This is a genomic window from Pseudoflavonifractor sp. HCP28S3_F10, assembly GCF_052065415.1.
Lineage (GTDB): Bacteria > Bacillota > Clostridia > Oscillospirales > Oscillospiraceae > Pseudoflavonifractor_A.
In genome coordinates, this window is sequence record NZ_JBQHUB010000010.1 from 1 (window position 1) to 19,231 (window position 19,231).

Below are 19,231 nucleotides of genomic sequence, written 5' to 3' on the forward strand. Positions count from 1 at the left end.
CAGTTTCTTAAATTCTGGCATATATCGTTTGTTTGGGATCCCTTTTGGCATAGTAAACACCCCACTTGTTAGATAGTATATCATACTGTCTAACAAATGGGGTGCAGTTCAATCCGGCAGGGGGAATTTTTAAATTTGTTCCAAAGTGTGAAGACGATGCTTACTTGTGGTCCACGCTGTACATGTGGGCGATCAGATCCAGGACCTTGTTGGAGTAGCCGATCTCGTTGTCGTACCAGGAGACCACCTTCACGAAGGTGTCGGTCAGAGCGATGCCGGCGGTGGCGTCGAAGATGGAGGTGTGGGTGTCGCCCAGGAAGTCGGAGGACACCACGGCATCCTCGGTGTAGCCCAGGACGCCCTTCAGCTCACCCTCGGAGGCCTTCTTCATGGCGGCACAGATCTCGTCGTACTTGGCGGGCTTGGACAGGTTGACGGTCAGGTCCACCACGGACACGTCCAGAGTGGGGACGCGCATGGACATGCCGGTCAGCTTGCCGTTGAGCTCGGGGATGACCTTGCCCACGGCCTTGGCGGCGCCGGTGGAAGAGGGGATGATGTTGCCGGAAGCGGCACGGCCGCCGCGCCAATCCTTCTTGGAGGGGCCGTCAACGGTCTTCTGGGTGGCGGTGACGGAGTGCACGGTGGTCATCAGGCCGTCGGTGATGCCCCAGTTGTCGTTGAGGACCTTGGCGATGGGGGCCAGGCAGTTGGTGGTGCAGGAGGCGTTGGAAACGAAAGTCATGCTGGAGTCGTACTTGTCCTGGTTGACGCCCATGACGAACATGGGGGTGTCATCCTTGGAGGGGGCGGACATGACCACGTGCTTGGCGCCGGCGTCGATGTGGGCCTGGGCCTTCTCCTTGGTCAGGAACAGGCCGGTGGACTCCACGACGTACTCCGCGCCGATCTCGCCCCAGGGGATCTCGGCGGGGTTCATGCAGGCGTAGAAGTTGACCTTCTTGCCGTTGACGGTGATGGAGGTCTCATCATACTCGATGGTGCCCTCGAACTTGCCGTGCATGGTGTCGTAGCGGAGCATATAGGCCATATAGTCAGGGCTCATAAAGGGGTCGTTGATGCCGACGAACTCGATGTCAGAGCGCTCGATGCCGGCGCGGAATACCAGGCGGCCGATGCGGCCGAAACCGTTGATGCCAACTTTGATGCTCATGGGAATCTCTCCTTCACAAAGTGTATTGATTTACCTTCGCGCGAACATATTATATCCCACTTACCTTAAAAAGAAAAGGGGATAAATGCAAAAAAACAGTTGATTCTAAATAAAAGCCGGTAGCAAATCGGACAAAAAGACATAAAATTCGACATAACTCGACATTTAAGCTTGTTCTAAAAGCAAGTATTTGCTATACTGACACTGCCGGCAGGTCATTTCTGCCGGCTCGGATCGATTTATCAAGCCGCTTGTGGTATAAAAGCAGGCATGCGGGGAGGGATTTGGATTGAAGGAGGATGCAAACCGGTTTAATGGGCTGCTGGCGGAGCAGCTGCGGGAGCAGGTGGGGAACCTGATGGCGGCCGCCCAGCTGCTCACTCCGGCCATCCGGGAGCAGGAGGACCGTAAATATGACCAATACCTGGCCATCCTGAACCAGAGCATGTACCGGCTGCTCCGGCTGACCGAGCACCTGGAGTTCACCGGCGGAGGAGAGCGGCCGGCCGCCCGGCGGGAGACGGTGGAGCTCTCCGCCCTGTGCGGAGAGCTGTGCCGGGAGGTGGCGCCGCTGGCCCGGCAGGCAGGTGTGACCTTCCGGGCGGAGATCGGGGAGCGGGAAGTGCTGATGGAGGGAGACGGGGTATTGCTGCGGCGGATGCTCCTCAACCTGATCGCCAATGCCCTCCGGGCAGCCGGGGCGGGCGGCAGTGCGGGACTGCGCCTGAGCGCTGAGAACGGCCGGGCCCGGATCACCATATGGGACGACGGACAGGGAGAAATCCTCCCGGGAGCGCAGGATCCGGCAGAGCTGGCTTTGGAGGAGCGGCTGAAGGAACGCTCCGGCCTGGGTCTGGGACTGGAGATCGCCCGGGAGATCGCGGCCCTGCACGGCGGTACGCTGGTGTATGAGCGGGGGGAGGACAGCCAGGGCATCCGGGCGGTGGTCTCCCTGCCTGTGGGAGAAATGTGCCAGACGCTCAAGTCCCCAAGGATGGGATACGATCCCACCGGTGGCTTCTCCCAGGTGCTGGTAGAGCTGTCCGAAGTGCTGCCCTATGAGGTCTTTCTGCCGGATGATGTGGAATAGATCCGGACCTGCAAATGGTAGATCTTCAACAACCTGAGACGGCGTGACCCGGGGGACACGCCGTCTCTTTTTGCGGCAAAAAGTGCTAGTCCAGCCACCAGAACCAGCGCAGCAGGAAGCGGCGGGGCCGGGGGAGGGAGGCGCGCAGGCGCCCGGCCTCCGCAGCCACCTCCTGACGGGCGGTACGGGCCTGGGCGGGAGTAACGCCGTCCCGGCTGAAGGCGGCTTGGGCGGCCAGCTCGGATACGGCGGGGGGCACCTGTCCGCCATGTCTGGCCAGCCGGAGGGCGTAGCGGTAGCAGGCGATGACGGCGGCGTTGGGGTTCTCCTGCCGCAGCCGCCTGCGGCGCAGCGTACCGGCCAGATACCGGCCCAGCGCCGCGCAGAGGATCAGGGAGAGCGCCGCAGCGGGGAGGAGGAGCAGCCGCAGGTCAAAGGCCGGGGACTGCTCCGCCGTTCCCGGCGCGGGGGTGCCGGAGGGCCTGGGCGCCGCGGAGGGCCTGGGTGTGGCGGAAGGCCGGGGGGTTGCCGACGGTGTGGCGGAGGGAGTGGGCGTGGGCGTCCCGGCCTCGGCCACCCAGGGCAGAGCATCACCCTGATAGCCGGGAGTTACTTCCACCGGATACCAGCCGTACCCGTCCAGATAGACCTCCACCCAGGCGTGGGCGGAGCGGTCGGCCACATCCACCCGGCCGGGGATCACGGTGCGGGTGACATATCCGCTGACATACCGGGCGGGGACGCCCATCTCCCGCAGCAGCAGCGCGGCGGCAGAGGCGAAGTGCATGCAGTAGCCCCGGCGGCTCTCATTGAGAAAGTAGAGGGTGAAGTCCTCCCCCTCCGGTACGGCGGGGGCGCTCAGATCGTATTCGGCCAGCTCTTCCAGGTATTCGGCCACCGCCCGGGCCGCCTGCTCCGGGGAAGCAGAAAAGCTAACGCTGAGGTCGGTTAGGGCCGAGCCTGAGGAATAAAAGCTGAAGGCGAATGGGGCGTACAGCCGCTGCCATATGGCGGCGGCGTGGGGTGCCAGGGCCTCGCCGTACCCGTCGGGGAGCTGGAGGTAGTGGTCGTAGACAAACTGCCGGTACCGGCTCTCGCCGGGAAGATTGGAGGAGCCCGCCCGGTCCGGGTCCAGAGCGGCGGGCCGGAAGTACACCGTGTGCCTGGAGACAAACCGGTCCCGGGCAATATAGGCGTCGTCGGTGAGGAGGGCACCGCGCAGCTCGGAGGGGCGGGTCAGCAGCTGGTAGGGAAAGTAGACGCAGCCGCCGGGGGCTGAGACGTTCTCCACCTCAAAGGCGTAGTAGGGCGCGTCCGGCATGGTCTGGGCGGGGAGGTTCAGGGGACTGTAACCCGTCCCCGGCAGGACGCCCTCCTCCAAAAGGGCATCGTACCAGGCGCTGTCCAGGGGCTTCCACAGGTTGTCCTCATAGACGGCGGCGCTGTGGCCCCGGAGGTAGAGCTTGCCCACATAGTCGGTGGTGATGCGCAATACGGTGTGCCCGTCGTACGCCTGAGCGCCTGCGGCTGCCATGTCAATGGTGGCAGTGGAGCCTGCGGCGGTGAAGCGCAGGGAACTCAGGGGGCCGGGCAGACGGCCGGACAGGTCGAATTCCATGGCAAAGCCGGAGAGGCTGTCCACCAGCTCCTTCCGGGCGGAGAGGGCCCAGCCGGGCTGGCGGTACTCCTCCCCGGGGAGCAGCACCGTGAGCAGGCCCAGCAGCACTGCCGCGGCGGGCAGGGCGGCGGCGGTGAGCACGGCGGCCCCGTCCGGGTCCCGCTTCCGGACCAGGGCGGTGAGGAGCAGGACGCACCAGCAGCCCAGCAGCACCATCAGGGGCAGGCGGCGGGGCGTCAGGGTAATACACAGTCCGGGGAGCAGGGGCAGAGCGGTGAGGATGAGGACGGGCCAGGCCGTCCGCAGGCGGACCAGCAGCAGGCCCAGCACCGCCGCCAGCAGGGCGGCGGCAAAGAGCACGGTGAGGGTAACGGCCCGGGTCCATTCCTGCTGGGTCAGCTCCATAACGGGGGCAATGGGGGTAATAACGGGAAAGGCCTTGGCGTACAGGTTGACCACCGCGCATTGGATGGCGGCCTGCCCGGCGTAAAGCGTGTCCCACAGGGCATATATGCCCCAGCCCCAGGCCAGGGAGACCGCCAGCAGTCCGGGTGCGCCCAGGCGCGGGGGAAGAGAATACAGGAGCAGGGCGGTCAGCGCCAGGGCCAGGATACCCAGGGAGAGGAGCAGGTTATCCACATTCAGCGCAAAAGAGGTGGAAAAACAGAGGACGGAGCCCCATAGGAGGCCCAGAAGCAGAAGGCCGTCGGTGACACCCCGCAGCAGCGGGGCGGCGGAAAGGCGGATGGATCTCACAGGCCCCCTCCTTCCTGCCAGAGGGCGGGAGTCACATGGAGGTGGCGGGGGCGGCCGTCCCCGCCGGGGACCTGAAGGCCGCCGTCCAGAATGGAGCGGCCCTCCGCCGGGGCGGGCTGGGAGAGGATCTGGTCCAGACAGGACAGAAGGGAGACCTCGTCGGTGACGGCGCAGGTGTTCACCTGGCCGGTAAGCGGGTGGGCCCACTGGATATAGTGGGGGGCCTCCCGCTTGAGCAGCAGCTGGGACAGGGCGGAGAGCCGGTCCAGCACGGCATCCAGCTCATCGGGGGTCCCGAAGTGGTCGAAGGTAATGAGGATGGCGGAGCGGCGGGGCTCCAGCGTCTCCCGGACCACCAGCCCGTCCAGCTTGGAGGAGAGCTTCCAGTGGACCGAGCGCATGGGGTCGCCGGGCCGGTACTCCCGCAGGTCATAATCCTCGCCGGGGCCGCCGCCGGGGCGGGGCTTCCATCCAAGGTCATGGCCCCGGCCGCCGGTGAGCTGGGGGACCGGGCCGGGGGGGGAGGGCCGGGGCAGGACGGAGAGAAAAACGGCCTCCGGCGCCGGGAGGCGCAGAGAAAAGAGCCCCAGCAGATCGCAGACCCGAGGCTTTTCCACCGCGCAGGACAGGCGGGTGCAGCGTCCGGTGGGAATGGCCTGGGTGTGGACGCATCCCTCCCCCCGTCCGGCCAGGACCACCCGCCGCATCTGCTCCCCGCCGGCAAAGAGATCCTCCGTCCGCAGGCGGGCGGTAAAGCGGGGCAGGGGAAAGGGGGAGGCGGTGCGCAGGGAGAGCTCCCACCGGGCGTCCCCGTCCCGGAGGACCCGGCCGGGCGCGGCGGAGAGGGACAGTGTGCAGCCCAGCGCTGCCGGCAGGCTGAGGGCCAGGGAGAGCAGCGGGAGGAGCAGCAGCGTCACCAGCAGAAAGAGGGCGAACCAGCCCTCAAAAAAGAGGAAGAAGAGCCAGGCGGCCAGCAGGGCCGCCGCGTACAGCAGTCGTCGGCGGAGCATGGCAGCCTCACTTGATCTCGGGCGGCCGGACGGCCTTGAGCACCGAGTCCACCGGGTCGGGCAGGGAGCTGTCCTCCAGCCGGGGAGAGAGGATGAGCCGGTGGGCGATGGTGTCCCGGAATACCAGCGCCACGTCGTCGGGGACCACATAGTCCCGTCCCCGGACGAAGGCGGCGGCCCGGCTCATGGCGGCCAGAGCCAGGGTGGCCCGGGGGCTGGCCCCCTGAACGATGAGCGGGTGGCCCCGGGTGGCCGAGATGAGACGCACGATGTAATCGCACACAGGGTCGCTGAGATAGACCCGGTCCACCGTCCGGCGCAGGTCCTCCAGTCCCTCCAGAGTGAGCAGCCGCTCCACCGTCTGGAGGGGATTGCCCGCCTGCTTGCGTCGGAGGAGCTCGGCCTCGTCCGCCGGGGCGGGATAGCCCAGGGAGAGGCGCACCATGAAGCGGTCCAGCTGGGAGTCGGGCAAAAGCTGGGTGCCCGAGGCCCCCGCCGGGTTCTGGGTGGCGATGACAATGAAGGGCTGGGGCACCGGGTGGGACACGCCGTCCACCGTGACCTGGCCCTCCTCCATGGCCTCCAGCAGGGCGGACTGGGTGCGGCTGGTGGCCCGGTTGAGCTCGTCGGCCAAAAAGAGGTTGCACAGCACCGCGCCCCGCTGGTATTCCATCCGGCCGGCGGCCTTGTTGAAGATGGAGAAGCCTGTGATGTCGGAGGGCATCACGTCCGGGGTGAACTGCACCCGGTTATAGTCCAGGCCCAGCGCCCGGGAGAACGCCAGAGCCATGGTGGTCTTGCCCACGCCGGGGATGTCCTCCAGCAAAATGTGGCCCCGGGCCAGAATGGCTAGCAGGACCCTGGCCAGAACCTCGTCCTTGCCCACCACGGCTTTGCCCACTTCGGCAATGACTGCGGCGGCCAGTTTGCGATCGTTCATGGGATGATATGCCTCCTTACCTGTCTGAATGGAAAAAGGCCGTTTTGCGGCCGCAAAATGCGGTTTTTTCTATTTTATCAGAGATTAAACTTATGTCAACTAAAAAAGAGTTACAATGCGCCCTGCGGGGCGCGCTCCCCGGGACCGGGGAGAAAGAAATTCCGAAACTGCCGGTTTAGACGGCAAAAAAGTGGGGAAGTTCCCCCGGAAAAGCGGCAAAATATAGGCTAAAACCCTTGCGCGGAGGGGCGCTGTGTGCTATAATCCAAAACGTAAGTTATGGTGTATTTGACAGAGTGGGGTTCGCCCCGCTCTTCTTTTTGAGAAAAATCAGGTATGTAAATTTTTGGATGCCATAAAAACGGAGGTGCACACATGGCAAAAGTGACCGATATCGTGACCGGCCTGGCCGCCCCCATCGCGGCGGAGCAGGGGTGCAGCCTGTGGGATGTGGAGTACGTGAAGGAGGCCGGCGCCTGGTACCTCCGGGTCTATATCGACAAGGAGGGCGGCGTGTCCATCGACGACTGCGAGGCGGTGTCCCGTCCCCTGTCCGACAAGCTGGATGAGGTGGACCCCATTGAGGGAAGCTACACGCTGGAGGTGGGCTCGGCGGGCATCGACCGGGTGCTGAGGAAGCCGGAGCATTTCGCGCGTTTTCTGGGCAGCGAGGTGGAGGTCCGCCTTTACCGGGCCCGGGAGGGCAAAAAGGAGTTCGTGGGCAGCCTGACCGGCTATGAGGACGGAAACGTCACCGTGGACGCAGGCGAGGGCCCCGTGGTCTTTGAGAAAAAGGATATCGCACAGGTCCGTCTGTATGTGCGGTTTTAGAAGATGAGGAGATAACATTATGCCGAAAAAGAATGCAAAAGCCCAGAAGAGCAATGAGCTGGACGGAGCGGAGTTCTTTGCCGCCATCGGACTGATCGAGAAGGAGAAGGGCATCCCCAAGGCCTACATGATCGAGAAGATCACCCAGGCGCTGGTCTCGGCCTACAAGCGGGATCACGAGGGCGTGGGCGACAACGTGACAGTGGAGGCCAATGAGGAGAAGGGCACGGTGCGCATGTACGTCAAGAAGGACGTGGTGGAGACCGTGGACAATCCCTGCACCGAGATGAGCCTGGAGGAGGCCAGGGCCGCCCTGCCCCGGGCCGAGCTGGGCGACGTGCTGCGCATCGAGATCAAGCCCCGCAACTTTGGACGCATCGCCGCCCAGACCGCCCGCCAGGTCATCATCCAGGGCATGCGGGAGGCCGAGCGGGGCATGATCTACGACGAGTTCAACTCCAAGGAGCATGAGATCCTCACCGGTCTCATTACCCGCATCGATCCCCGTTCCGGCGCGGCCAGCCTGCGCATCGGCTCGGGCAGCGAGAGCACCGAGGGCTATCTGGCCGCCGGCGAGCAGGTGAAGGGCGAGACCCTGACCGAGGGCATGCGCATGCGGGTCTACGTGGTGGAGGTCCGCCGTTCCACCAAGGGCCCCCAGGTGCTCCTGTCCCGGACCCACCCCGGTCTGGTCAAGCGCCTGTTCGAGCTGGAGGTACCCGAGATCTACGACGGCACTGTGGAGGTCAAGTCCATCGCCCGTGAGGCCGGTTCCCGCACCAAGCTGGCCGTCTGGTCCGCCGACCCGGATGTGGACGCCATCGGCGCCTGCGTGGGCCCCCGGGGCCAGCGGGTCAACAACATCGTGGAGGAATTGGCCGGCGAGAAGGTGGACATCATCAAATACAGCGAGGACCCCGCCGAGTATATCGCCGCCGCCCTGTCCCCCGCCGACGTGATCAGCGTCACCACCCTGGAGGACGGCAAGAGCTGCCGCGTGGTGGTGCCTGACGACCAGCTCTCCCTGGCCATCGGCAAGGAGGGCCAGAACGCCCGGCTGGCCGCCAAGCTCACCGGCTATAAGATCGACATCAAGCCGGAGAGCGCCCCCGCGGAGGAGACCCAGGCGGAGGAAGAGCCGGTGGTGGACGAGGAAGGCGAAATTCAGGCGTAAGCCCACCCGGGGGCGGCCGCCGGACCCAGTCTGGCCCTCCTGGGTCCCCATCACAGATGGGGCGGCGCGATGAGCGCCGTACAAGCGTTTTGGCGGAGCCAAAACCTTGGCGCAGGCGGGATTCATTTCCGCCGAGCATGTAAAAGAAATGGGGCCCCCGCGAAAGGCGGAGCCTTACGTGGCGCGGGCCAGAACGCCCGGCTGGCCGCCAAGCTCACCGGCTATAAGATCGACATCAAGCCGGAGAGCGCCCCCGCGGAGGAGCCCCAGGCGGAGGAAGGGCCGGCCCTTGAGGACGGAGCGGAGGCCGGGACCGGGGAATAAGCTGAGGGAGGATCCTCTCAGCCGCCTGCGGCGGCAGTTCCCCGGCAGGGGAGCCGGAGAGATGCGCCGCATCCGATCTTTGCACCAGAAAGAAAAGAAAGGGGGCATTGCCATGCCCAAGAAAATACCCATGCGCCAGTGTCTCGGCTGCCGGGAGATGAAGCCCAAACGGGAGCTGATCCGGGTGGTCCGGTCGCCGGAGGGCGAGGTGTCCCTGGACTTCAAGGGGAAAAAGCCGGGCCGCGGGGCCTATATCTGCCCCGACGCCCAGTGCCTGGCCCGGGCCAAAAAGGCGCGGGCGCTGGAACGGGCTTTTTCCGCTCAGATGCCCGAGGAGGTATACGCCGCTCTGGCTGACCAGATGCGGGAGGGCGGAGATGAATAACGTCCTGCACCTGGTGGGCCTGTCCCGCAAGGCGGGGCGGCTGGCCGTGGGGGAGGCCCCGGTGGGGGATGCCTGCCGGACCCGGACGGCCAAGCTGATCCTGGTGGCAGCCGATGCGGCGGAGAACACCGCCGCCCGGGCGGCCCATCTGGCCGGACAGTCCGACACGCTGTGGCTCACGGTCCCCTTTACCAAGGCGGAGCTGGGGAGCGCGGTGGGCCGGGCCTCCTGCGCCGTGCTGGCCATGACCGACGTGGGCCTGGCCTCGGCCCTGGCCGAAAAGCTGGCCTGGGAGGACGCAGAGCGCTACGGCCCTGTGGCCCAGACCCTGAAGCAGCGGGCTCAGAAGGCTCTGGAGCGCCAGAAGGAGCAGCGGGCCCTGGAGAAAAAGCGTCAGGCTGCCCGCCGCAAGCCCTGGGCGCCCCCCGCCGGCGGAAAGGACGCCGGAGCGCAAAAAAACAACGGCCGTAAGAAGCCGTCCCGCCGCCATGAGAAATGACGGCGGATATGAGAAGTGGCAACGAGGACCGGACTTGTTCCAATGAGAAAGCGTAAAAGCGTTTTGCGTTTTCTCGTTGGCACAAGTCCCACAGTGGAGGTGGCTTTATTTGCTGAACAATAAGTATCGTGTGCATGAGCTGGCCAAGGATTTCGGCAGGAATTCCAAGGAGATCGCCGACATCCTGACCAAGTACGCAACGACCCCCAAGAATCATATGCAGGTGCTGGACGACAAGGAGCTGTCCGTGGTCTTTGAGTACCTGACCCAGCACAACCAGGTGGAGAGCGTGGAGTCCATCTACGCCGACGTCTACCATGAGCCCAAGCCCGCCCCGGCCAAGCCGGCGGCCCAGCAGAGCGCTCCGGGCAAGGGCGGCCAGGGCCAGAAGCAGGCCCAGCCCCAGAGCGGCAAGCAGCCCCAGGGCCAGGGCGGCCAGAAGAGCGCCCCCCAGGCGGCGCCTCAGGGCGGCCAGAAGCAGGCTCAGCCCCAGAGCGGCAAGCAGCCCCAGGGCCAGGGCGGCTCCGTGGCCAGCCGGGTACCCGAGAAGAAGATCGTGGACACCCGCAAGGGCGGCAACGTGAACCTGGAGAAATACGACGAGCGGCTGGAAAACCTGGCCGCCGGCCGCACCAGCCAGATGCAGGGCGGCAAGCAGAAGTTCCAGGGACGCAGCAATAACCGCAAGGGCGGCTTCCAGGGCAGCAAGCGCCGGGCGGAGGAGCAGGAGAAGATGCGCCGCCTCCAGGCCGAGATCGCCAAGAAGCACCCCCTGGTGGTCAAGATCCCCGACGAGATCGCCGTGGGCGAGCTGGCCAGCCGCATGAAAAAGACCGGCGCCGAGGTGGTCAAGTGCCTGATGAAGAACGGCGTCATGGCCTCCCTCAGCCAGATCATCGACTTCGACACCGCCGCCATCATTGCCGAGGAGATGGGCTGCAAGGTGGAGAAGGAGGTCATCGTCACCATCGAGGAGAAGCTCATCGACACCGCCGAGGACAAGGAGGAGGACCTGGTGGCCCGCGCCCCCGTGGTAGTGGTCATGGGCCACGTGGACCACGGCAAGACCTCCCTGCTGGACTATATCCGCAACGCCAACGTGGCCTCCGGCGAGGCCGGCGGCATCACCCAGCACATCGGCGCCTATCAGGTGAAGGTGGGCGGCCAGATGATCACCTTCCTGGACACCCCGGGCCATGAGGCGTTCACCGCCATGCGCGCCCGCGGCGCCATGATCACCGACATCGCCATCCTGGTGGTGGCGGCTGACGACGGTATCATGCCTCAGACCGTGGAGTCCATCAACCACGCCAAGGCCGCCAAGATCCCCATCATCGTGGCAATCAACAAGATGGATAAGCCCGAGGCCAACCCCGACCGCATCATGCAGCAGCTCACCGAGTATGAGCTGGTGCCCGAGGAGTGGGGCGGCGAGACCATCATCTGCCCCATCTCTGCCAAGACCGGCCAGGGCATCGACAACCTGCTGGAGATGGTCAACCTGACCGCCGAGATGCAGGAGCTCAAGGCCAACCCCAACCGTACCGCCCACGGCGCCGTCATCGAGGCCCGGCTGGACAAGGGCCGCGGTCCCGTGGCCACCCTGCTGGTGCAGAACGGCACCCTGAAGCAGGGCGACGTCATCATTGCCGGCACCGCAGTGGGCCGCGTCCGCGCCATGACCAACGCCCGGGGCCAGAAGGTCACCGAGGCCGGCCCCTCTGTGCCCGTGGAGATCATCGGTATGGGCGAGGTGCCCGGCGCCGGCGACGACTTCCACGCCGTGGCCGACGAGCGCATGGCCCGTGAGCTGGTGGAGCAGCGCAAGCACGAGCAGAAGATGGCTGCCTCCGGCCCCGTGGCCCAGAAGGTCAGTCTGGAGGACCTGTTCAGCCAGATCAAGCAGGGCGAGATGAAGGAGCTTCCCATCATCGTCAAGGCCGATGTGCAGGGCTCCGCCGAGGCTGTCAAGGCCTCTCTGGAAAAGCTCTCCAACGACGAGGTCCGAGTACGGGTCATCCACAGCGCGGTGGGTGCCATCAACGAGAGCGACGTCATGCTGGCCGCTACCTCCAACGCCATCATCGTTGGCTTCAACGTGCGGCCCGACTCCAACGCCAAGGAGAGCGCTGCCCGCAGCGGCGTGGATATGCGCATGTACCGGGTGATCTACGACGCCATCAACGAGATGGAGGCCGCCATGAAGGGCATGCTGGCGCCCAAGTTCAAAGAGGTGGAGCTGGGCCAGGCCGAGGTGCGCGACGTGTTCCGCATCACCGGCGTGGGCATGGTGGCCGGCTGCTACGTCACCAATGGCAAGATGCAGCGCGGCGCCCAGATGCGCCTGCTGCGGGACAATATCGTCATTTATGACGGCGCCATCGCCTCCCTCCAGCGCTTTAAGGACAGCGTGAAGGAAGTGGCCCAGGGCTACGAGTGCGGCATTACCTTTGAGAAGTTCCAGGACATCAAGCAGGGCGACGTGATCGAGGCCTTCCTGATGGAGCAGATTGAAGTTTAAGACTGAAAAAGCCGCCGCAGGCGGCCCCGGACCGCGACCCAACGCAGTGGCTGCGGTCCGGAGAGGACGAGCAGCGAAATGAGCGAGCTTTGCCCCTCGGGGCGAAGCGAGGGATATGGAGCTTGTGAGGACGAGATGGAGCAGATCGAGGTCTGATCACCGTTGAAAGCGGAGAGTATAAAGCGCGGCGTCATGTCCGGTAAAAGGAAGAGAAGAGGGGCCGCTCCGGCCCCTCTTTTTGTTCAGCAGAGGAGGGGAGGAACGCGATGGTCTATTTCACATCCGATCTTCATTTCTGCCATGAAAAAATGATCCGGATCATGGACCGGCCCTTCCGGGACGCGGCGGACATGGAAGAGGGCCTGATAGAGAATTGGAACAGCCGGGTGACGCCGGAGGATGAGGTGTATATCCTGGGCGACGTGACCATGCGGGGCCGGAAGGAGGCCCGCAGGGCGCTGGAGCGGCTCAACGGGCGCAAGTATCTGGTCCGGGGCAATCACGACGGCTTTGCCGACAAGCTGGCTCCGGAGGAAAATCCCCTCCTCTGGGTGCGGGACTACGCCTGTGTGACCTGGCGGGGCATCCCCTTCGTCCTCTTCCACTACCCCATTGCGGAGTGGGACCGGAAGCGCTATGGCGCCATCCACCTCCACGGCCATCTGCACAGCAGGCCGGAATACAACCTGGAGCAGCGGCGGCTGGGCCTGCGGCGGTATGACGTGGGCGTGGACGCCAACGGCATGGCCCCGGTGAGCGCCCGGGAGATCGCGGCGTTTTTCGGAGTACAGCCGGCAGAAGAGCAAAACTAACGGCAATATAATAGGAGAATATTATGGCGAGTAATCGAATCGGACGCATCAATGAGGAGATCCAGCGGGAGCTGGCTGCCCTGATCCGCAGTGTGAAGGACCCGCGGGTCAAGGGTCTGATCTCCATCACCGCGGTGAATACCACCCCCGACCTGCGCTACGCCAAGATCTTTGTCAGCGTGCTGGACAAGAGCGACGTGAGCGAGGTGGTCAGGGGGCTCAAATCGGCTTCCGGCTATCTGCGGCGGGAGCTGGGCAGCGCGCTGAAGCTGCGCTACACGCCGGAGCTGCTGTTTGAGGAGGACAACTCCATTGACAAGGGAGCCCATATCCTGAGTATGCTCCGGGACCCCCAGGTGGTCAAACCGGCCAATCCGGCCAACGAGCATATTGATCTGGACGGCGGCGACGAGGAGTGAGCGGTATGACGTACGAGGAAGCGGCGCAGTGGCTGCGCCTGCACGACCGGTATCTGATCCTGACCCACAAGCGGCCCGACGGGGACACTGTGGGCAGCGCCGTGGGCCTGTGCAAGGGCCTGCGGGCCCTGGGAAAGACGGCCTGGATCTGTCCCGGCCTGGGGGAGACCAGCCTGTTCACCCACTATCTGGAGGGCTGCATCGCCCCGGAGGGCTATGAGCCCGAAACTGTGGTCAGTGTGGATATCGCCGCCCGGGGGCTTTTTACCCAGCGGGGACAGGTGTGGCTGGAGCGGGGCGTCGATCTGGCCATCGACCACCATCCCTCGCAGGAATTTTTTGCAAAGGAGACCTGCCTGGACGCCGGGCGGGGCGCCTGCGGCGAGCTGGTATACGACATCCTGACGGAGCTGGGCCCGGTGACCGCCGAGATGGCCCTGCCCCTCTATGTGGCGGTGTCCACCGACACCGGCTGCTTCCAGTACGGGAACACCACCGCCGCCACCCACCGGGTGGCGGCGGCCTTGATCGAGACCGGCATCGACGTGGCTGCGCTGAACAAGAAGCACTTCCGCACCAAAAGCTGGCCCCGGCTTCAGGTGGAGCGTCTTATTACAGAGCGGATGCACCGCTATGACGGCGGCGCCGTCGCCGTGGCCCCGGTGGGCCTCTCCCTGATGGAGGAGGCCGGAGCCACTGAGGAGGATATGGAGGACATCGCCTCCTTCCTGGGCCAGATCCAGGGAGTGGAGACCAGCGTCACCATCCGGGAGCTGGAGGACGGGAGCTGCAAGCTGTCGGTGCGCACGGCGGCCGGCCTGAACGCCTCTGCCGTCTGTGCCCTGCTGGGGGGCGGAGGCCACGCCGCCGCCGCCGGCTGCACGGTGGCAGGCACGCTGGAGGAGGCCGAGGCTGCCATTATGCAGGCCATCCGGCAGGTGCAGCATGGCTAACGGCATCCTGATCATTGATAAGCCGGAGGACTGGACCAGCCACGACGTGGTGGCCCGGTGCCGCCGGCTGCTGGGAGAGCGGCGCATCGGCCACGCGGGGACCCTGGACCCCATGGCCACCGGCGTGCTGCCCGTCTTTGTGGGCCGGGCCACCCGGGCGGTGGAGTTTGCCAGCGAAGCCGGAAAGGAATATCTGGCCGGATTAAGACTGGGCGTTATCACTGACACCCAGGATACCACCGGCACTGTCCGGGAAACACGGCCGGTGACGGCGGGCCGGGCGGAGGTGGAGGCGGCGCTCTCCGCCTTCCGGGGGGACATCCTGCAGGTGCCGCCCATGTACTCTGCCCTCAAGGTCAAGGGGCAGAAGCTCTATGAGCTGGCCCGGAAGGGCGTGGAGGTGGAGCGGAAGCCGCGGCCGGTGAGCATCCACGCCCTGGAGGTGGTGGAGCAGGTCAGCGGCAGCGACTACCTGATCCGGGTGGCGTGCTCCAAGGGCACCTATGTCCGTACCCTCTGCCACGACCTGGGTCAGGCCCTAGGCTGCGGCGGGGCCATGTACTCCCTGCGGCGGACCCGGGCGGCGGGCTTCGGCCTGGACCGGGCAGTGACCATGGCGGAGCTGGAAAAAGCGGCGGAGCGGGGAGAGGCGGAAGCTCTCCTGACGCCGGTAGACGCCTATTTTGAGCAGTATCCCGCCCTCACTGTGGACGAGAGGCGGGAGCGCTCCATCCGCAACGGCGCCGGCTTCCCCCAGCGGGGGGAGGACGGAACCTACCGGGTATACGGCCCCGGCGGCGCCTTTTTGATGCTGGGGCGGCTGGAGGGCGGCCGGATGGCCGCGGTGAAGAGCTTTTTCGAGGTGTAGCACGTGGAAGAGAGAGAACAGAAGGGGCGTGTCATTGCCCTGGGCTTTTTTGATGGGGTCCATCTGGGCCACGGGGCCCTGCTGCGCCGGGTGCGGGAGGCGGCGCAGGCCGAAGGGGCTGTCCCATCGGCGGTGACCTTCACCACCCACCCGGAGAACCTGATCCTGCACAATCCCATGCCCCTGCTCAGCTCCCCGGCCGACCGGGCCGACCTGATGCGGCGGTATTACGGCATTCGGGACGTGATCCTGGTCCCCTTTGACGAGCGGATGATGCACATGCACTGGCGGGATTTTATCACCGAATATCTGGTGAAGGAGTACCACGCCGTCCACCTGGTGGCGGGGCACGACTTCCACTTCGGCTACAAGGGGGAGGGCAACCCCCGGCGCCTGGCCGAGACCTGCCGGGAGCTGGGGATCGGCTGCGACATCATCCCCAAGGTGGAGGAGGACGGTATCACCATCTCCTCCACGTACATCCGTACCCTCATCGCCCAGGGGGAGATGGAGCGGGCCAACCTGTTCCTGGGCCACCCCCACACCCTGACCAACACGGTCCGCCACGGCAAGCGGCTGGGCTCCGCTCTGGGCTTTCCCACGGTGAACCTGCAGTTCCCGGCAGGGGTGCTGGTCCCTGCCTTCGGCGTGTACGCCTGCAGGGTCTGGCTGGAAAACGGGGAGAGCCGCATGGCGGTGACCAACGTGGGCACCCGGCCCACGGTGGACGACGGGGACCGGGTCAACGCCGAGGGATTTATCCTGGACTTTGACGGGGACCTCTACGGACAGAGCGTGCGGATGGAGTTTTACAAGCGCCTGCGGGGGGAGAAGAAATTCCCCAGCCTGGAGGAGCTGCGCCGCGAGGTCATGCGCAACGCCGACGAGACCCGGGCCTTCTTTGCAGAGGCCCGGTAAGTGTAAAAAATACCGTTGCAGGACAAAGCTGCAACGGTATTTTTGCTATGCAGAAGCATAGCAAAAAAGGCCATGTGCCGTCTCCGACGGCACATGGCCTTAAAATTTCAGGCGCGTGGGCTGAGACGGCCCGCATGCGCGAAAACTTCATGCGCGTCGCCCCTGCCTCTTTTTGTGGAATGATGCCTGCGCATGAAGTTTTATGGCCTGGAAAGACGATCCCCCACCTTGGAGCCCTTGTTTTTCCGGTTGTACTCGGCCAGAAAAGCGGAGATCTGACCCTGAGCCTGCTCCACCTCCTGCTTAAAGATCCGGGCCGACACCCGCAGGGCCCCGTGGCCCAGAATGATGAGCTGCTCCGCGCCGTCCGACGTGGCCACCCGGACCCGGTGCTCCCGGGCGATCTCATAGGTGGCCTTCTCGATATAGCTGTCGGCGGTCTCGGCCTCCTTGGTATAGACCACGTGGATATTGTGGTATTTGCTCACCGAGCCCGGGTTGCCCTTGACCTTGTAGGCGTCAAAGACCACGATGACCACGCATTTGCGGAAGCCCTGGTAGTTGGACAGGATGTCCAGCAGCAGCTGCCGGGCGGCGTCCAGACTGCTCTGAGCCGCCGCCTTCAGCTCGTCCCAGGCGTAGATGATGTTGTAGCCGTCCACCAGCAGGTATTCCGGCCCCCGGTCCTGGCTGCGGATGTTGTACTTCCCCTCGTCCAGGCTGGTGCGGGCGGGTTTGGGCTGGGGGCGGAAGGCCTCCCGCTCCACCTTGCCGTAGGTCCGCTCGTAGATGGCCTGGAGCTCTTTGTCGTCGGCCAGGGAGCCGGAAAGACGGCCGCCGGCGGGCCGTTCCTCCTGCTCCAGCTCCGCCGCCGCGCCCAGGCGCACTCCGCTGTCCACATGCATGTAGCTTCGGACCTGGTCCCAGGGGACGGTGAAGCCTGCGCCATGGGCGCAGAACACCGAGCCGGTGGGGTTTTCCGTGTCCCGCTCGCTGTCATAGCCCAGGGCGGCCACCACCTCCTCGGTGTTGTGGCAGGGGCGGTAGCCCCCGGGGACACAGAAGAGCCGTCCCCGGCCCCGGGTATAGGCGGTGACCTCTGTCCAGTAGCCATGAAGGGAAGCCACCGGGGCCGCGCCGGTGAGAACCGCCATATCCCCCTCGGTCTCCGGGGGCTGAAAGACGCCGTGGCGCTGCTGCAGATCGGACATGGCCCGGCCCAGGTTTTCCGACGGCACCTCCAGGCGCACGTCATACCAGGGCTCCAGCAGGACGCTCCCGGCGCTCTTCAGGCCCTGGCGCACGGCCCGGTAGGTGGCCTGGCGGAAGTCGCCCCCCTCGGTGTGCTTCAGGTGGGCCCGGCCGGCCACCAGGGTGAGCTTCATATCAGTAATGGGGGAGCCGGTGAGGACGCCGGGATGCTCCCGCTCCGTGAGATGGGTGAGGATGAGCCGCTGCCAGTTCCGGTCCAGCACGTCCTCGCTGCATGCGGAGGCGAAGGAGAGGCCGCTGCCCCGCTCCCCCGGCTCCAGCAGAAGGTGGACCTCGGCATAGTGGCGCAGGGGCTCATAGTGGCCCACGCCCTCCGCCGGGGCGGCGATGGTCTCCCGGTAGACGATGCTGCCCTGGCCGAAGGAGACCTCCAGACCGAACCGCTGGGCGATGCGCCGGCGCAGGATCTCCAGCTGCACCTCGCCCATGAGCTGGATATGGATCTCCCGCAGGTGCTCGTTCCACACCAGGTGGAGCTGGGGGTCCTCCTCCTCCAGCTCCCGCAGTTTGAGCAGGGCGGTGTGGGGGTCGCACCCGTCGGGCAGGATGACCTGATAGGTGAGCACCGGCTCCAGCAGCGGGAGGGCGGCGCCGGCCTCCGTGCCCAGCCCCTCCCCGGCGAAGGTGCGGCTCAGGCCGGTGACGGCGCACACCGTACCGGCGGGGGCCTCGCTCACCGTCTGGAAGCGGCTGCCCGAGTAAATGCGGAGCTGGTCGGCCTTTTCCTCCCAGCGGTCGTTCTCCGGGCCGCCGGATAGAAGGGCCTTCACCTTCAGCGTGCCGCCGGTGACTTTGAGATAGGTGAGCCGGGCGCCCTGGGGGTCCCGGGCGATCTTGTACACCCGGGCGGCGAATTCCGCCGGGTAGTCGGGGCAGCGGGCGTAGCGGGCCAGGCCCGCGAGAAATTCGTCCACACCCTCCAGCCGGAGGGCGGAGCCGAACCAGCAGGGGAAGAGCCTGCGGGCGGCGATGAGGGAGACGATCTCACTGTCAGGCACCGTGCCGGTATCCAGATAGGCGGTGAGGGCCTCCTCGCCGCACATGGCCACCGCCTCGTGGAAGGGATCTCCCTCCTGGGTAAAATCGACGCAGTTCTCGTCCAGCCGCCGGCGCAGCTCCTCCAGAACGGCCTGCCGGTCGGCTCCCGCCAGGTCCATCTTGTTGACAAAGAGGAAGGTGGGCACGTGGTAGCGATCCAGCAGCCGCCACAGGGTGCGGGTGTGGCCCTGTACGCCGTCGGTGCCGCTGATGACCAGAATGGCGCAGTCCAGCACGTGGAGGGTGCGCTCCATCTCGGAGGAGAAGTCCACGTGGCCCGGCGTGTCCAGCAGAGTGACCTCCAGCCCGTCCAGAGGCAGCACCGCCTGCTTGGAGAAGATGGTGATGCCCCGCTCCCGCTCCAGTGCGTCGGTGTCCAGAAAGGCGTCCTGATGGTCCACCCGCCCCAGCTTTTTCAGATTTCCGCTCCGATAGAGCATGGCCTCGGACAGGGTGGTCTTTCCCGCGTCCACATGGGCCAGTATCCCAACGACCAGTTTTTTCATCGTATTCCCCATTCGGTTTATTCAGTAGACATTATTTTAGCCGCTTTTAGCCGTTTCTGCAACAGTGGGGAGGGCGCGCTTTCGCGGGCCAAGAAAAGGGCAGTCCCCAAAAGGGAACTGCCC

At 65.4% G+C, this 19,231-nt stretch carries 17 protein-coding genes; 12 read left to right on the forward strand and 5 right to left on the reverse strand.

What is annotated here, in order from left to right; all coding sequences use genetic code 11:
- Positions 1–160: 160 nt before the first annotated feature.
- Positions 161–1,174 carry a type I glyceraldehyde-3-phosphate dehydrogenase gene (gene gap / locus ACTNBZ_RS06045; protein ID WP_441208775.1) on the reverse strand — a complete coding sequence of 338 codons (1,014 nt, stop codon included), beginning with the start codon at positions 1,172–1,174 and terminating at the stop codon, positions 161–163.
- Between the two features lie 289 nt (positions 1,175–1,463).
- On the opposite strand from gap, the gene ACTNBZ_RS06050 reads away from it, so the two are divergent.
- Positions 1,464–2,264: a sensor histidine kinase gene (locus ACTNBZ_RS06050; RefSeq protein WP_441208776.1), complete on the forward strand. Its 801-nt coding sequence runs from the start codon at positions 1,464–1,466 to the stop codon at positions 2,262–2,264.
- An 85-nt stretch (positions 2,265–2,349) separates the two neighbouring features.
- Here the strand turns inward: ACTNBZ_RS06050 and ACTNBZ_RS06055 are convergent, their stop codons facing one another.
- Genes ACTNBZ_RS06055 through ACTNBZ_RS06065 form a run of 3 tightly spaced genes read right to left on the reverse strand, consistent with a single transcriptional unit; the run spans position 2,350 to position 6,588 of the window.
- Positions 2,350–4,638 carry a transglutaminase-like domain-containing protein gene (locus ACTNBZ_RS06055; protein WP_441208777.1) on the reverse strand — a complete coding sequence of 763 codons (2,289 nt, stop codon included), beginning with the start codon at positions 4,636–4,638 and terminating at the stop codon, positions 2,350–2,352.
- The gene (locus ACTNBZ_RS06060; RefSeq protein WP_441208778.1) at positions 4,635–5,648 is read right to left on the reverse strand and encodes a DUF58 domain-containing protein; all 1,014 of its coding nucleotides are present in this window, start codon (positions 5,646–5,648) and stop codon (positions 4,635–4,637) included. Before ACTNBZ_RS06060 ends, ACTNBZ_RS06055 begins: the two co-directional genes overlap by 4 nt.
- Positions 5,649–5,655: 7 nt before the next feature.
- A complete protein-coding gene (locus tag ACTNBZ_RS06065; RefSeq protein WP_441208779.1) occupies positions 5,656–6,588 on the reverse strand; it encodes an AAA family ATPase in 933 nt (310 codons plus the stop codon).
- Between the two features lie 375 nt (positions 6,589–6,963).
- On the opposite strand from ACTNBZ_RS06065, the gene rimP reads away from it, so the two are divergent.
- The 11 genes from rimP to ribF all read left to right on the forward strand — a co-directional run bounded on the left by rimP (position 6,964) and on the right by ribF (position 16,292).
- A complete protein-coding gene (gene rimP, locus ACTNBZ_RS06070; RefSeq protein WP_441208780.1) occupies positions 6,964–7,419 on the forward strand; it encodes a ribosome maturation factor RimP in 456 nt (151 codons plus the stop codon).
- Between the two features lie 19 nt (positions 7,420–7,438).
- Entirely contained in the window at positions 7,439–8,593 is a 1,155-nt protein-coding gene (nusA, locus tag ACTNBZ_RS06075) for a transcription termination factor NusA (RefSeq protein ID WP_441208781.1), read from the forward strand.
- A gap of 69 nt (positions 8,594–8,662) precedes the next feature.
- Positions 8,663–8,917, forward strand: coding sequence for a hypothetical protein (locus tag ACTNBZ_RS06080; protein ID WP_441208782.1), 255 nt, complete (start codon positions 8,663–8,665; stop codon positions 8,915–8,917).
- A gap of 112 nt (positions 8,918–9,029) precedes the next feature.
- Positions 9,030–9,302: an RNase P modulator RnpM gene (gene rnpM / locus ACTNBZ_RS06085; RefSeq protein ID WP_441208783.1), complete on the forward strand. Its 273-nt coding sequence runs from the start codon at positions 9,030–9,032 to the stop codon at positions 9,300–9,302.
- A complete protein-coding gene (locus tag ACTNBZ_RS06090; protein ID WP_441208784.1) occupies positions 9,295–9,801 on the forward strand; it encodes a L7Ae/L30e/S12e/Gadd45 family ribosomal protein in 507 nt (168 codons plus the stop codon). The genes rnpM and ACTNBZ_RS06090 overlap by 8 nt, the downstream gene beginning before the upstream one ends.
- Before the next feature lie 112 nt (positions 9,802–9,913).
- Positions 9,914–12,322, forward strand: a complete 2,409-nt coding sequence (gene infB, locus ACTNBZ_RS06095; RefSeq protein WP_441208844.1) for a translation initiation factor IF-2 — start codon at positions 9,914–9,916, stop codon at positions 12,320–12,322.
- A gap of 266 nt (positions 12,323–12,588) precedes the next feature.
- A complete protein-coding gene (locus ACTNBZ_RS06100; RefSeq protein WP_441208785.1) occupies positions 12,589–13,134 on the forward strand; it encodes a metallophosphoesterase in 546 nt (181 codons plus the stop codon).
- Positions 13,135–13,157: 23 nt separating this feature from the next.
- Complete coding sequence (gene rbfA, locus ACTNBZ_RS06105; RefSeq protein ID WP_441208786.1) at positions 13,158–13,553, forward strand: 30S ribosome-binding factor RbfA; 396 nt, start codon at positions 13,158–13,160, stop codon at positions 13,551–13,553.
- A 5-nt stretch (positions 13,554–13,558) separates the two neighbouring features.
- Complete coding sequence (locus tag ACTNBZ_RS06110) at positions 13,559–14,506, forward strand: DHH family phosphoesterase (RefSeq protein ID WP_441208787.1); 948 nt, start codon at positions 13,559–13,561, stop codon at positions 14,504–14,506.
- Positions 14,499–15,374: a tRNA pseudouridine(55) synthase TruB gene (gene truB, locus ACTNBZ_RS06115; protein WP_441208788.1), complete on the forward strand. Its 876-nt coding sequence runs from the start codon at positions 14,499–14,501 to the stop codon at positions 15,372–15,374. The genes ACTNBZ_RS06110 and truB overlap by 8 nt, the downstream gene beginning before the upstream one ends.
- Before the next feature lie 3 nt (positions 15,375–15,377).
- Positions 15,378–16,292 carry a riboflavin biosynthesis protein RibF gene (gene ribF / locus ACTNBZ_RS06120; protein ID WP_441208789.1) on the forward strand — a complete coding sequence of 305 codons (915 nt, stop codon included), beginning with the start codon at positions 15,378–15,380 and terminating at the stop codon, positions 16,290–16,292.
- 200 nt (positions 16,293–16,492) lie between these two features.
- On the opposite strand, the gene ACTNBZ_RS06125 is transcribed toward ribF, so the two are convergent.
- Positions 16,493–19,108: an NYN domain-containing protein gene (locus ACTNBZ_RS06125; RefSeq protein ID WP_441208790.1), complete on the reverse strand. Its 2,616-nt coding sequence runs from the start codon at positions 19,106–19,108 to the stop codon at positions 16,493–16,495.
- Positions 19,109–19,231 lie beyond the last annotated feature (123 nt).

Excerpts from the sequence above, each read along its gene's own strand:
- ACTNBZ_RS06060 (WP_441208778.1), bottom strand. The coding sequence starts at position 5,648 with ATGCTCCGCCGACGACTGCTGTACGCGGCGGCCCTGCTGGCCGCCTGG.
- ACTNBZ_RS06110 (WP_441208787.1), top strand. The coding sequence starts at position 13,559 with ATGACGTACGAGGAAGCGGCGCAGTGGCTGCGCCTGCACGACCGGTAT.
- rnpM (WP_441208783.1), top strand. The coding sequence starts at position 9,030 with ATGCCCAAGAAAATACCCATGCGCCAGTGTCTCGGCTGCCGGGAGATG.
- ACTNBZ_RS06090 (WP_441208784.1), top strand. The coding sequence starts at position 9,295 with ATGAATAACGTCCTGCACCTGGTGGGCCTGTCCCGCAAGGCGGGGCGG.
- truB (WP_441208788.1), top strand. The coding sequence starts at position 14,499 with ATGGCTAACGGCATCCTGATCATTGATAAGCCGGAGGACTGGACCAGC.
- gap (WP_441208775.1), bottom strand. The coding sequence starts at position 1,174 with ATGAGCATCAAAGTTGGCATCAACGGTTTCGGCCGCATCGGCCGCCTG.
- ACTNBZ_RS06080 (WP_441208782.1), top strand. The coding sequence starts at position 8,663 with ATGAGCGCCGTACAAGCGTTTTGGCGGAGCCAAAACCTTGGCGCAGGC.
- ACTNBZ_RS06065 (WP_441208779.1), bottom strand. The coding sequence starts at position 6,588 with ATGAACGATCGCAAACTGGCCGCCGCAGTCATTGCCGAAGTGGGCAAA.
- ACTNBZ_RS06125 (WP_441208790.1), bottom strand. The coding sequence starts at position 19,108 with ATGAAAAAACTGGTCGTTGGGATACTGGCCCATGTGGACGCGGGAAAG.
- rimP (WP_441208780.1), top strand. The coding sequence starts at position 6,964 with ATGGCAAAAGTGACCGATATCGTGACCGGCCTGGCCGCCCCCATCGCG.
- nusA (WP_441208781.1), top strand. The coding sequence starts at position 7,439 with ATGCCGAAAAAGAATGCAAAAGCCCAGAAGAGCAATGAGCTGGACGGA.
- ACTNBZ_RS06100 (WP_441208785.1), top strand. The coding sequence starts at position 12,589 with ATGGTCTATTTCACATCCGATCTTCATTTCTGCCATGAAAAAATGATC.
- rbfA (WP_441208786.1), top strand. The coding sequence starts at position 13,158 with ATGGCGAGTAATCGAATCGGACGCATCAATGAGGAGATCCAGCGGGAG.